The organism is Lentzea sp. NPDC006480, assembly GCF_040611995.1.
In the GTDB taxonomy this organism is placed as follows: domain Bacteria; phylum Actinomycetota; class Actinomycetes; order Mycobacteriales; family Pseudonocardiaceae; genus Lentzea.
The window spans coordinates 18,952-30,941 of the sequence record NZ_JBEXPJ010000035.1 but is presented as its reverse complement, the minus strand read 5'-3'; the positions used below and the strand labels follow the sequence as shown (position 1 = coordinate 30,941).

Here is an 11,990-nt window from a genome sequence, read left to right as displayed (position 1 = left end):
CGCGGCGCTGTGCTAACGTTCTGCACGTCGGAACAGCAAGTGTCCGGCACACAAACAAGCGCCGCTAGCTCAGTTGGTTAGAGCAGCTGACTCTTAATCAGCGGGTCCGGGGTTCGAGTCCCTGGCGGCGTACTCCGGAGAAGCAGGTAGAGATTCGTCTCTACCTGCTTTTTTGCATTCTGCGTACTCATGCTCCTTCTCCGTTTCGTCGTTGTGGATCATGGTTTGTGAGCCCGAGACGAGCCCGAGATGCGGATGATCTTCGATCGCCGGACGGTCCGGCATGACCCGGACCGAGGCGACCTTGCGCGGCACGAGGCGGGCGATGCCCTCGGCGGTCTCGCGGGCGACCTGCGGCAGCACGCCGGTGTAGGTGTCCGCGGTGATGGTGATCGAGGAGTGCCGCAACATGCTGGACACGACCTTCATGTCAGCCCCTGACGCCAGCGCGAAGGTCGCGGCGCCGTGACGCAGGTCATGCAGCCGGATCGGTGGGAGACCGGCTTCTTCGACGAGCTTGTTGAACAGGTCGGTGACGGCGGCCGGATGCAGCGGCGTACCGTCCAGCTCGGTGAACATCAGACCGAGGTCGACCCACGCGTCTCCCGCTGCCTCGCGTTCACGGTGCTGCCGGGAGCGGTGAGCGCACAGCTCCAGAACCGTCCCGCGATCGAGCGTGATGATCGCCACGCTGCTGTCGGTCTTCGGGGCGCCGAACTCGGTCTCCCAGCCGACCTGCAGCAGCTGGAATCGGATCGCGAGCGAGGCCGCGTTCTCATCGAGGTCGGCCCAGTACTGCCCGAGGCCTTCACCGCGGCGCAGTCCGGCGTGGGCGAGCAGGTGGAAGAACGCGTACAGCCGGTGGTGCGCGATGAAGTCGAGGAATGCGCCTGTCTGCTCCGGCGTCCAGACCATCACCTTGCCGGGGATCTCCCCCGTCTCCAGCCAGCGCGCCACACGGGCGTCAGTCCAGATGAGCGGCTTCGGACGTACCTCGGGCGGCAGCTCGACCTTCACAGCGGGGTTGAGGGTGATCAGCCCGTCGCCATGCATCGCGTCGTTGAGACCCTTGCGCGCCGTGGCCACGATCCGGTGCATTGAGGCGATGCCGACCGGGCGGCGGTATCTCACCAGTGCGCGGTGGTCCGGGTCCGGGCTGTTGCGCAGCTCCTCGATCCGGTCGTTGAACTCCTCGATGCGCTCGAACATGAGCGTGAAGTCGGCGCTCTCCAGCTCGTCGAGCCAGATGTCGCCCATGTACGGCACGAGGTACAGGCGGATGTGGGACTCGTAGCTGCGGTAGGTGTTCCTGGAGAGGACCTTCTTGCGCGGTGGCAACCAGCTCAGGAAGTAAGGGCCAACTTGGACGCGGTCACGCAGACCACCCTTCGGCCGGACCCGTCGGCGCACAGTGTCCTCGTCGGGGATGGCCGCCGAGTTGCTGATGGCTTCCGCGATGAGGTCGCCGACCTGTGTCAGCGCTTTGGTGTCGCCGGGCCTCGGGATGGCGAGCAAGCGTCGGATGAGGTCGAGTTCATCCTGTGCCGCGGTCGCAGTGTCGAACGTCGTGCGGCGGCGTGGCCGTCGTTCACCATCTGCTGCCGCTGGGAGCTCGATGCGGTAGCCCCACGTGCCGTGCTCGCTCCTGCTGAGTTTCGGGCAGGACTTGCCGAACGGCTTGCCCGTCGCCGGGTTGCGACACGAGCAGCGCTTGAAGGTGGAGCCGAGCGCGACGCCTTTCGCGTCAGCCGTCTTGGATTGCATGACTATCATGCTCGCGCTGCGGTGTGAGCCCGAGCGAGCCCGAGAAATGGGTGAACTTGGCCCGAGACATAGGAATCCGTTCGTGTCGAGTGTGGACCGTCAGTCACGAGTCCGGCGCTTGCGAACCACCTTTGTCACGAGCGGCTGAGGTTGCGCCGTCGAACCCTGATGCGGCGGAACTGCTTCGAGCCCGAGTTCTCGACGCAACTCAGCGGTCGGAACTCGGTAAGCGGAACCGACTCTCACAACACGGCAAGGGAACTCGCCTTTGCGTGCCAGCGCGTATGCCGTAGTACGTCCGAGTCCGAACGCGCGGCCGGCGACGACGATGTCGACGACCGCAGGGAGATCCATGACCTCCGCGACGGTCAACGGTTTCGCCGTCACAGCGCCACCTCTTCCTGCTCGGCGAAGCGTGCGATCGCGAGTTCGTGGAACGCGGGATTGAGGTCGACACCGATGTACGAGCAACCGAGCTGGCGTGCAGCGAGTCCCGTGGTTGCGGTGCCGCTGAACGGGTCGAGCACCACGCCACCCGGCGGACACCCAAGCCTGATTGCGCGGCGTGCGATCTCGATCGGACCTACCGCAGTGTGTCCGCGGAACGACTGTGTCGGCACGCTCCACACGTCTCCGAGCAGCGTACTTGCGGGCGCGAAGTAGTGGTCCTTCGACATCGCGAGAAAGAAGACGGACTCGTAGCGCGTGCTGAGCCTGTCACGCACGGACTCGGGCCGCGCATTCGGTTTGTGCCACACGACCGAGTTCCGCAGCAGCCAGCCGTCTTTCTGCAACGCGAACGCCACTCTCCACGGAACACCGATCAGGCTCTTCCTCAGTGCACGGGATTGAGGTGGTCGATGCGTGCCATGGCGACGCCGTCGAACCTCGTCGCTGGCCGTGGGTGCGGTCGAGCCAGCGGCGACGTAGTTCCCCCATGACCCGCCGTACGAGTCGCCGAGGTTCAGCCAGCAAGTCCCCGAAGGCTTGAGCACGCGACGTGCCTCAGCGAACAGAGTGCGCAGGACCTCGACGAAGTCCTCAACACGGTGCTCGTGCCCGTACTGCCCTGCGATCCCGTAGTCGCGGTGTCCCCAGTAAGGCGGTGACGTCACTACGCAATCAACCGATCGTGCGTCGAGTCCGCGAAGCGTGTGTAGCGCGTCCCCCAGGTGAAGCTCGACCCGTGCGCTTCGGTAGTAGATGGACGCCTTGTTCATGCCGCCCACCTCCCCTCGTCCGTGCTGATGCCGACGAACCGGCGACCGAGTCGCCGCACTGCGTCCGCCGTCGCAGACGTCCGGCAGAACGGTTCGAGCACGGTGCCACCAGGGGGACAAACTGCCTCGATGCATCGCGAGACCGAGGCACTCGTCCACACATCTCCTGGCCCCTTCGAGTCGTCGCGAAGCGCATCGCGGTCGAAGTAGTAGGTCCGCGACTTCGTCAGCAGGAAGACAAGCTCATGCGCAGGTTCGAGGCGTCGTCGTTCACGCAACGACGGCACCCGGCGCTGCAACACGACGGCATTGCGCACGATCCACCCAGCCGTCTGCAGGGTGAGGACGACCCGCCAAGGCACTCCTGCCCAACCGTGACCCTGCTCGACATCTGCCAACCGCAACCAGACAGTGCCGGTCTGCACGAGCACGCGACGAAGCTCGATGAAGGTCCTCTGAAGGTCGACGCCATCTCGTCCTTCCACGGCTTCAGGCCACACGATCGCGCAGTCCACGGACCCGGCGGCCATGTTTTGGAGGGCCTCCAAGACCCCTGTCATGCTGCTCGCCGCCCACAACTGCGTTCGGCCGCATGAGCGAAGCTCGTCCTCACAGGTGCCGAAGTGGCCGCCTCTGCAGCGAGCTCCACCTCATGCGAAAGCTGGAAGACGAGCACCTCGTGATGCGCGACTCGACGCTGCTCACCAGAACCGCGCACAACCATCCGACTGCCGCGCACTTCCGCGGACAGCGCAACGCAGCGCTCAACCAGCGCGAGTCCGGCGGTGGTTGCGGCTGTGACGACCAGGCTTGCGAGGTCAACAAGCGATCCGTCTGAACGCCGGCACGGGCGCGCGACGATGACGACGTGTCCACCTGGCCGCAGCAGTGGTTCGCAGTACTGCAGTGTCTTAGCGAGCTCGCCGACCGCGGACTCGACACGGTCATGCTCCGGTCCGGTCCGGAGCGCTGTGAGAACGAGTCCGACTCGTCCGACCAACCCGGCGGCTCGGACAGTCGCGAGCATCCTCGGCCGGACTTCAAGGACGGACCCGTCGCACCACGCGCCCGCTGTCTTCACGGCGGTGATGTTGGCTCGGGCGAGGGTCCACCAAGGCTTTCGGACTGTGAGTCCGAGCGCATGACGACCCGCGCGCAGCGACTCGGTCAGCACGGTGCCGGAGCCGCAGTCGGGGTCGAGCACTAGGTCGCCGGTGCGCGTCCACGCAGCGATCGCATGAGCGGCGATGGCGGGAGGAATCCGCTCGTGATCGAACTCGGTGCCGGAGACACAGCCCGCTTCACGCAACTGTGCATGCGCGCTGCGCTGCCCGGTCGGCCACACGGAGGTAGCTCCGTCGTTCATCGACTGGCACCTCCCGACTCCGCGATTCGGGCAGGGCTGGCTGACCGCGTGAACACCAGAAGGTCGTCGTGCACCTGGCGGTGCAATGCCGACGCCGGACGAACGTGGAGAACATCGCGGAGAGGCACACGCAGCAGCGCGACCCGGTCGAGGTAACGCAGGCCGACATCGCGTGCGGCGCGCACCAACCGCTCTGTGGGGTCGATGAAGCGGCCACCGGACCGAGCGCCGCGAGTGATGACAGCCAGGGTGCCCGCCGGCGTGAGCAAGGGGGCGAAGCTGAACGGACGGAACCAGTCGAGCGTCGCCAGATCCGCCGCTGTGAGTACGAGGTCGTAGCCGTCCGGTCCGGATTCAGACTCGACCAGTCCGCCATCGCGTTGTTCAACACCGGGTGCGACAGCCGTGTGCGTCTGAACGCCGCGACCGAGTCGGACGACGGTCCAGCCCGCTTCGTGGAGTCCGTCGTAAGGACCGAGCTGGGACTGGCCACGAGCCGACGGCGTGAGGTACGGCGCTGGGTGGAGCAGGAGTACGCGTTGCCCCGGCTGCGTGTAGGTCGTCACGGTCTTGACGACGGCGGTCAGCAACCAGCTGGCAAGTGAGCCTGTGCCTTCGCAGAGGTCATCTTGGCCGCATGGCCAGACGGTGTTCGGCTGCGCCAGTCGAGGGCGACGCCACCCGCGACGCAGGGGCGGTTTGCGCACTTGGGAGTTGCGAGCGGAAATCATCGCCTATCTCCTTAGCCGAACGAGCCCAGGTTCTGACACCCCTTAACTCCGCGATCCATGTTGGTTTTGGACAGTCGAGCTCAAAGAATCTGCCCAGAACGCCAAGACAGCGCCCAGATCTGCTGCCGAACCGAGGCGCACCGCTACTACAACCGAACTAGCAGTGAACCAAAGGAGCTGGTCAAGCCATCAGAGCCAGCCTCGACCGCAGGTGCTCACCAACCCCCTCGTCCCGCGACACCGAAGCAACGTGGTCAACAACTAGTAGCACTCCACGACTTTCTAGTCGGAAATTAGCAATGCGTTGGTATTTGCGTAGTACCGATCGTGGCGTCATGGCGTCGTTGCATTCCGCATCGACGCCTCAGGAGCCACGTCATGACACCGAAATCCGTTCTTCGCAGCAGCGACGACTACTCGACGAACTCCCTGGACATCGCCCGCGACACCTTCACCTGGCTTGTCACCGGACCGCACCCGGTGTCGCTCGACGGTCGCGACTTCGAAGGACTGCCGAACCGTCATCTCCCGCTGGACGACGTCCGCGACCGCCTTCTCGCGCGCACCTGCTCGCAGTCGACTAAGGACGCGGTGTGGGCCCACCTGGTGCTGCGCTCCCGCGCAGAAGGAGCCACCTGGACGGTTGCCGCGGTCGGGGTCGCGTTGCCCGCGCTGACCTCCGTCGCAGCCACGCTGTCCGCTCGGTTCGTCGGCGATCCGGCCGACGTGCACGCCGACGTTCTGCGCGGCTTCCTCGCCGCGTTGGCGACCATCGATCTGCGTCCGCCCCGGATCATGCTGCGTCTCCGCTGGGCGGCTTACCGGTCTGGGTACGAAGCGCTCGCCGAAGCGCTCGCGAGTCCGATTCCGGTCGCGCAGGGGTTCCGCTCAGCTCCACCGCACGCACCTTGGGGACACCCGGATCTCGTCCTCGCCCGCGCCGTGCGCGACGGAGTCCTGACTCAGACCGAAGCCGCGCTCATCGGTGCGACCCGGCTCGAAGAGGTGTCCGTTCGCGAGTGGGCGGCAGCGCACGAGGTGAGCGAATGGGCGGTCTACAAGGCTCGCAAACGCGCCGAAGTCCGACTCGTCGCCTACCTGCGTGACGAGGCCGCCGAGACCGAAGTGGACGAGAAGTCCGCGGCGCCCGTGTCCAAACCGGACGCGAAATCCGGAGTTCAGGGCTGCGGGACAAACCCGCGTTCAGTTCCGTCTTCGGAGGTGCCCCGATGCGCCTGATCGAACGATCCACCGCCCCGACACGCTCGCGCCGACGGGTACGCGTCCTGGTCGTCCCGCTGGTCGCCATCGCGCTGCTGACGTCGGCTTCGGCGGCCCACGCCGACACCTCGGTCGTCGCCATCGCTGCGTCTGTTGGTGACGTCCTCACCAACATCCGCAACTGGATCATGGGCATTCTCGCGGGCCTCGCGACCGTGTTCCTGACCATCGGCGGCGTCCGACGCGTCCTCGGCGGCGGCGATCCTGGCGAACAGGAGAAGGCCAAGGAGTGCTTCAAGTCCGCGGCTTGGGGCTACGGCCTGGCCGCACTCGCGCCGCTCGTCGTGGAGATCCTCAAAGGGATCGTGGGGGCCTGACCGATGGCCGCCGTCACCCCGCTCACCTTCCGGCCGCGGCGCTGGCGTGTGGCCCTGCTGCTCAGCATCGTCGCCGTGTTGGTCGGCCTCGCGACGGCCACCGCCGTCGCGCAGCCGACCACTCCCCCGTCGCCGTCTCCGTCACCACCATCCACGACGTCTCCGCCGCCGACCATCAACGTTCCGCAGCCGGGGAAGACCGACTCCGAGTGCGGCATCACCGACCTGACCGCGTGCGTGAGCGAAGGCTTCAGCTCGTTCGTGAACCTGTTGGTCGGAGAGTCGCTGAACTGGCTGTTGCGACTGCTCGGCGACACCCTGCTGTCCACCCCGACGCTCGACCAGTTGCCGCGCATCGGCGAGATTTGGGAGCAGTCGCGGCTGTTCGTCGTCGCGGTGTACTCGCTGTTGGTATTGATCGCCGGAATCCTGGTGATGAGTCACCAGAGCGTCCAGACGCGACACTCGATCCGCGAGATCGCACCACGAATCGTGGTCGGGTTTCTCGCAGCGAACCTCAGCCTGTTGTTCGCCGACCAGGCCATCAGGTTCGCGAACGCCGCCTCGTTGGCCGTGCTCGGGGACGGACTTGATCCGGAGAGCGCCGGCCGAGCGCTGTCCGAGCTGCTCGTGGCGATGGTGGGCAGGTCGTTGGTCGATGGTGGCCTCTTCGCAGGACTTCTGTCGCTCGGACTGGCAATCCTGTTGATCGGACTGCTGATCGGCTATGTCATCCGAGTCGCGCTGACCGTCGTGCTCGTCGCGGGAGCTCCTCTCGCTCTGATGTGCCATGGGTTGGAGCAGACAGAGGGTGTGGCGTTGTGGTTCTGGCGCGCTGGAGCCGGTGTACTCGGCATCCAGGTGGGGCAAAGCCTCACGCTCATCTGCGCGCTGAAGGTCTTCCTGCAACCAGGCGGCTTCAACTTCTTCGGCACGCCGACTTCCGACGGCATCGTCAACCTGATCGTTGTCATCGCGCTGGTCTGGATTCTGGTGAAGATCCCGACCTGGGTGATGCAGCAAGTCAAAGTCGGCCGTGGCGGCCGCTCGTTCCTCGGCGGCCTGGCGCGTGCCTTCGTCTTCGGCAAAGCGATGGCGCTGATCGGCGGCGGTCGTTTCGCTGGTGTTGCTGCGCACGCCACGAAGGGCTCTGCCGGGACAGGACGTGCTTCGGCGGCAGAGCCCCCGTGGCCGCCTCAACCACGCTTTCCTGCCACGCCCGAGATGGTCACCAAGCGCCTCAAGGAGGTGTACGACGCAGAGCGGCTGCGGGCTGCTCAACGAACGCGTGTGCCGTCCCAGCAACCGAAGTTCCTGCAGCCGCAGCCTCAGCAAGCCGTTCATGAACCTGCAGTCGTGCCCGCAACTGCTGGGCGGACGACGCCGGAGTTCAGCTCGGTGCCGGAACGCGTGACAGCGGTGCCGCGTAGAGGCTCACGGCCAGGAACGCAACCGCAGTTCCGCGCCGCTGGAGGTCCGCGCCAACGCGGCGCCGTTCCGCCGCCAGCTCGTCCTGTCCGAGTGCCGTCGGTGCCGCCACAGCTTCGGTTCCAGCCAGCGGTCCAACACACACCGCAGACACCGTCACCCCCGCAAACGTCTGCTCCCGCCCCGCCGGTGTTCCAGCAGGCACGGCCGGAACCGCGGATCGGCGACGCGCGTCAGCGTGTCCACTCCGTTCCGCCTCCGCTGTTCCGCGCGCCGAAACCAGCACCTGGAGGTGAGAAGAAATGAGCCATCCCATCAGGATTCCCGCCGACGTCGATCGCGAGGACCGGGTGATCGGCCCGTTGACCGCACGCCAGCTGCTCATCCTGGTCGTCACCGGGATGGTGTTGTACGGGACGCACACGTTGACTCGCGGAGTCGTTCCCCTCGTGGTCTTCCTCGTCGTCGCTGTTCCGGTCGGCATGGTCTCCGTGTTCCTCGCGCTCGGGCAACGCGACGGCGTCTCGATGGACCGATTGGTGCTGGCAGCGCTGCGGCAACGACTGAGTCCGCGACACCAGGTGTCCGCTCCTGAAGGAGTCCAGCCGGTGCCCGAGTGGCTGGATCACCTGTCGGACAGGCAGCCCTCAACGGCTCAGCCCGCCGAGCTCCGGCTCCCTGCCGAGGCGGTCACGGACACCGGCGTAATCGATCTCGGCAAGGACGGTGTCGCTGTCGTCGCGGTCTGCTCGACCGTCAACTTCAGCCTCCGGACACCGGCCGAGCAGGAGTCGCTCGTCGCCTCGTTCGGCCGGTACCTGCACTCGCTGACCGCTCCGATTCAGGTGTTGGTGCGCGCGGAGCGCCTGGACCTGTCCGTGCAGATAGCCGAACTCCGGGACCAGGCCGGCGGTTTGCCGCATCCCGCGCTGGAACAGGCTGCGCGTGAGCACGCCGAGTACCTAGACCAGCTCGGCCGCGCGACCGAACTGCTGCGGCGCCAGGTGCTCTTGGTCCTGCGCGAACCGCTGGTCGCGCCCAACCAGGCCGACGACGGCGCGCGTCGAGCTGCTGAAGCCCGGTTGGTGCGCAGGCTCGGCGAAGCGGTCGAGCTGCTCTCGCCGTCGGGGATCGTGGTCACTCCGCTGGACGCCGGACAAGCCACCGCGGTGCTCGCTGCGGCGTGCAATCCCGACAGCTTCCTTCCACCGAACTCCGGTCTCGCGGGTTCGGACGAAGTCATCACGCGCGCGCCGGACGAGAGCTGGGACGACGACCTTGGGCCGAGGTGGACCTGATGAAGACCAAGGCCAAGCGCCGCAGCAGCTCCAGCTCGTTCACGCCAGACGCGCTGTCGGTCCATCCCCGAGCCCTGGAAGTCGGTGGCGAGTGGGTCGCGTCGTTCGCGGTCGTCGGCTACCCGCGAGAGGTTCACCCAGGTTGGCTCCAGCCGCTGCTGACCTACCCCGGTCGGGTCGACGTCTCGCTGCACATCGAACCGATCGATCCCGTCACCGCCGCGGACAGGCTCAAGAAGCAACTGTCCAAACTGGAATCCGGGCGTCGGCACACTAGTGAGAAAGGGCGGTTGCTCGATCCTCAGGTCGAGGCGGCGACCGAGGACGCCTACGACCTGTCGGCACGAGTCGCCCGCGGCGAGGGCAAGCTCTACCGGTTCGGGCTCTACCTGACCGTGCACGCAGCGACCGAGGACGCCCTCGCCGACGAAGTCGCAGCGGTCCGATCGCTCGCCGCGTCGTTGCTCCTGGACTGCAAGCCGACGACCTACCGGAGCTTGCAGGGCTGGGTCACGAGTCTGCCGATGGGGCTGGACCTGGTCGGCATGCGCCGCACCTTCGACACCAGCGCGCTGTCCTCAGCGTTCCCGTTCACTTCACCGGATCTGCCGCCACCGGACCCCACTTCCGTCGGGGCGCCGAGCGGAGTGCTGTACGGCTTCAACATCGGAAGCCAGGGCCTCGTGCACCACGACCGGTTCGCGCTGGACAACCACAACTCCGTGATCCTCGGACGGTCTGGTGCAGGCAAGTCGTACCTGGTGAAGCTGGAGCTACTGCGGTCTCTGTACCGCGGCATCGAGGTCCACGTCATCGACCCCGAGGACGAGTACGCGCGGCTGGCCACCGCGGTCGGCGGCACCCGCGTGCAACTCGGCGCCGAGCACGTCCGGCTCAACCCGATGGACCTGCCGGTCCACACCCGTCCGGACGGCCGACGCACCGCACCTCGAGACGCGCTCATCCGCCGCAGCCTGTTCCTGCACACCGTGATCTCGGTGCTGCTCGACGACGAGCTCACCGCAGCCGAACGCGCAGCGCTGGACAAATCCATCACAGCGACCTACCAGCGTGCTGGCATCACGGCGGATGCACGCACCTGGACCCGACCAGCACCCCTGCTCGCCGATCTCGCCGAGGTCCTGGCCAACGGCGATCCGGTCGGCGTCGACCTGGCCGCGCGGCTGCACCCGTACATCACTGGTGCATTCTCCGGGTTGTTCTCCGGCCCCACGTCAACGCAGCCGGAAGGACACCTCGTGGTCTTCTCGCTGCGGGATCTTGCCGACGAGCTCAAGCCGATCGGCACGCTGCTGACCCTGGACGCGGTGTGGAGGCAGGTCTCCAACCCCGCGATCCGCAAACCGCGACTGGTCGTGGTCGACGAGGCCTGGCTGCTGATGAAGCAACCCGCCGGCGCCGACTTCCTGGTCCGCATGGCCAAGGCATCGCGCAAGCAATGGGCCGGACTAACGGTGGCAACGCAGGATACAGCCGACGTGCTCAGCACCGATCTCGGCAAGGCAGTCGTAGCCAACGCGGCAACGCAGATCCTGTTGCGCCAGGCCTCCCAAGCGATCGACGAGATCACCCGCACGTTCGACCTCTCGATGGGCGAGCGCCAGTTCCTGCTCTCCGCCGATCGCGGTCAGGGACTGCTGAGCACCGGGACGCAGCGGGTGGCGTTCCAGTCCATCGCGTCGCCGGTGGAGCACCACCTCGCCACCTCGGATCCGGCGGAGCTTGCCGAGTACGCCGAGACCTCGCCGGACCTCGAGAACTCCTTCGTCGACCTCGACGCCGCCTAGCAACCTGGGGATGCTCATGTCCGCTCGACTGCTCACCCAGAACCGCGAGATGCGCCAGATCGGCGTGTGGAACTGGTCCCTCCCAGCATGGGCAGGTCGGCTGCCCGACGGCCGCACCTACAACACCTGTCCGAGTGCCGGGATCTGCGCGCAGGTCTGCTACGCCCGCCACGGCACTTACACCTGGCCCGTCGTGCGTGCCAAGCACGAGGCCAATCTGAGGTTCGTCCTAGATGACCTGCCAGGCTGGAAGTCGGCGATGCTCGCGGAGCTCACCACACCCAAGTTCCGCGGCGGCTGGATCCGGATCCACGACTCCGGCGACTTCTTCTCCGATCTCTACCTACAGGCGTGGCTGGGCATCTGCAGGGCGCGCCCGGACACCAACTTCTACGCCTACACCAAAGAGATCGCGCGATTCCGCGCGCTCGTCGAGCCGGACCCTCCGCCGAACTTCCTGTGGGTCTACTCGTACGGCGGCACACAGGACCGCGCGCTCGACCCAGCTGTTGACCGCATCGCCGACGTCTTTCCCGACGAGGAAGCAATCGCCGCAGCCGGGTGGACGTCGCAGGAGGTAAGCGACCTGCTCGCAGTGCTCGGTCCACGGCTGGTGGGCGTGCCTGCGAACCATATTCCTTTCTACCTCAAGCGGTTGGCAGGCCGCCGGTTCTCCGAGTGGCAGGCCGAGGTCGACGACGGACGGACATCTCGCCGCCGTCTGAGGCTCGTCGTCGACAACACCCGTCCACCAGCGCAGGCGGCCTGAGGAGGCTC

At 66.5% G+C, this 11,990-nt stretch carries 11 protein-coding genes, 1 tRNA gene and 2 pseudogenes; 10 read left to right on the top strand and 4 right to left on the bottom strand.

Annotation, left to right across the window (positions count from 1 at the left end):
- The first annotated feature begins 58 nt into the window (after positions 1 to 58).
- Positions 59 to 132: transfer RNA gene (locus ABZX92_RS16610), tRNA-Lys, on the top strand.
- A 288-nt stretch (positions 133 to 420) separates the two neighbouring features.
- Here the strand turns inward: ABZX92_RS16610 and ABZX92_RS16605 are convergent.
- Positions 421 to 915 (bottom strand): annotated as a pseudogene (locus ABZX92_RS16605) (tyrosine-type recombinase/integrase); the annotation flags it as partial.
- Positions 916 to 1,140: 225 nt separating this feature from the next.
- On the opposite strand from ABZX92_RS16605, the gene ABZX92_RS16600 reads away from it, so the two are divergent.
- A complete protein-coding gene (locus ABZX92_RS16600) occupies positions 1,141 to 1,791 on the top strand; it encodes a hypothetical protein (RefSeq protein WP_355559432.1) in 651 nt (216 codons plus the stop codon).
- Positions 1,792 to 2,147: 356 nt separating this feature from the next.
- On the opposite strand, the gene ABZX92_RS16595 is transcribed toward ABZX92_RS16600, so the two are convergent.
- Both ABZX92_RS16595 and ABZX92_RS16590 read right to left on the bottom strand, forming a co-directional pair.
- Positions 2,148 to 2,879: a site-specific DNA-methyltransferase gene (locus tag ABZX92_RS16595; protein ID WP_355559429.1), complete on the bottom strand. Its 732-nt coding sequence runs from the start codon at positions 2,877 to 2,879 to the stop codon at positions 2,148 to 2,150.
- A 101-nt stretch (positions 2,880 to 2,980) separates the two neighbouring features.
- Entirely contained in the window at positions 2,981 to 3,544 is a 564-nt protein-coding gene (locus ABZX92_RS16590) for a site-specific DNA-methyltransferase (protein WP_355559426.1), read from the bottom strand.
- Between the two features lie 92 nt (positions 3,545 to 3,636).
- On the opposite strand from ABZX92_RS16590, the gene ABZX92_RS16585 reads away from it, so the two are divergent.
- The gene (locus ABZX92_RS16585) at positions 3,637 to 3,822 is read left to right on the top strand and encodes a hypothetical protein (RefSeq protein WP_355559533.1); all 186 of its coding nucleotides are present in this window, start codon (positions 3,637 to 3,639) and stop codon (positions 3,820 to 3,822) included.
- Between the two features lie 303 nt (positions 3,823 to 4,125).
- Here ABZX92_RS16585 and ABZX92_RS16580 read toward each other — a convergent pair.
- A pseudogene (locus ABZX92_RS16580) lies at positions 4,126 to 4,350 on the bottom strand (DNA methyltransferase); the annotation flags it as partial.
- A 68-nt stretch (positions 4,351 to 4,418) separates the two neighbouring features.
- Between ABZX92_RS16580 and ABZX92_RS16575 the strand changes: the two are divergent.
- The 7 genes from ABZX92_RS16575 to ABZX92_RS16545 all read left to right on the top strand — a co-directional run bounded on the left by ABZX92_RS16575 (position 4,419) and on the right by ABZX92_RS16545 (position 11,982).
- Entirely contained in the window at positions 4,419 to 4,955 is a 537-nt protein-coding gene (locus ABZX92_RS16575) for a hypothetical protein (RefSeq protein ID WP_355559424.1), read from the top strand.
- A 504-nt stretch (positions 4,956 to 5,459) separates the two neighbouring features.
- Positions 5,460 to 6,320, top strand: coding sequence for a hypothetical protein (locus ABZX92_RS16570; protein ID WP_355559420.1), 861 nt, complete (start codon positions 5,460 to 5,462; stop codon positions 6,318 to 6,320).
- Entirely contained in the window at positions 6,311 to 6,679 is a 369-nt protein-coding gene (locus ABZX92_RS16565) for a pilin (protein ID WP_355559418.1), read from the top strand. Before ABZX92_RS16570 ends, ABZX92_RS16565 begins: the two co-directional genes overlap by 10 nt.
- Before the next feature lie 3 nt (positions 6,680 to 6,682).
- Positions 6,683 to 8,413, top strand: coding sequence for a hypothetical protein (locus ABZX92_RS16560; RefSeq protein WP_355559416.1), 1,731 nt, complete (start codon positions 6,683 to 6,685; stop codon positions 8,411 to 8,413).
- Positions 8,410 to 9,405: a PrgI family protein gene (locus ABZX92_RS16555; protein ID WP_355559413.1), complete on the top strand. Its 996-nt coding sequence runs from the start codon at positions 8,410 to 8,412 to the stop codon at positions 9,403 to 9,405. The genes ABZX92_RS16560 and ABZX92_RS16555 overlap by 4 nt, the downstream gene beginning before the upstream one ends.
- Positions 9,405 to 11,213, top strand: coding sequence for a DUF87 domain-containing protein (locus ABZX92_RS16550; RefSeq protein WP_355559411.1), 1,809 nt, complete (start codon positions 9,405 to 9,407; stop codon positions 11,211 to 11,213). The genes ABZX92_RS16555 and ABZX92_RS16550 overlap by 1 nt, the downstream gene beginning before the upstream one ends.
- A gap of 16 nt (positions 11,214 to 11,229) precedes the next feature.
- A complete protein-coding gene (locus tag ABZX92_RS16545) occupies positions 11,230 to 11,982 on the top strand; it encodes a hypothetical protein (RefSeq protein WP_355559408.1) in 753 nt (250 codons plus the stop codon).
- The last annotated feature ends 8 nt before the right edge of the window (positions 11,983 to 11,990 follow it).

Bases quoted from the DNA above. Each gene is read 5' to 3' on its own strand.
- ABZX92_RS16590 (WP_355559426.1), bottom strand. From the start codon at position 3,544: ATGACAGGGGTCTTGGAGGCCCTCCAAAACATGGCCGCCGGGTCCGTG.
- ABZX92_RS16585 (WP_355559533.1), top strand. From the start codon at position 3,637: ATGCGAAAGCTGGAAGACGAGCACCTCGTGATGCGCGACTCGACGCTG.
- ABZX92_RS16570 (WP_355559420.1), top strand. From the start codon at position 5,460: ATGACACCGAAATCCGTTCTTCGCAGCAGCGACGACTACTCGACGAAC.
- ABZX92_RS16565 (WP_355559418.1), top strand. From the start codon at position 6,311: ATGCGCCTGATCGAACGATCCACCGCCCCGACACGCTCGCGCCGACGG.
- ABZX92_RS16560 (WP_355559416.1), top strand. From the start codon at position 6,683: ATGGCCGCCGTCACCCCGCTCACCTTCCGGCCGCGGCGCTGGCGTGTG.
- ABZX92_RS16555 (WP_355559413.1), top strand. From the start codon at position 8,410: ATGAGCCATCCCATCAGGATTCCCGCCGACGTCGATCGCGAGGACCGG.
- ABZX92_RS16550 (WP_355559411.1), top strand. From the start codon at position 9,405: ATGAAGACCAAGGCCAAGCGCCGCAGCAGCTCCAGCTCGTTCACGCCA.
- ABZX92_RS16545 (WP_355559408.1), top strand. From the start codon at position 11,230: ATGTCCGCTCGACTGCTCACCCAGAACCGCGAGATGCGCCAGATCGGC.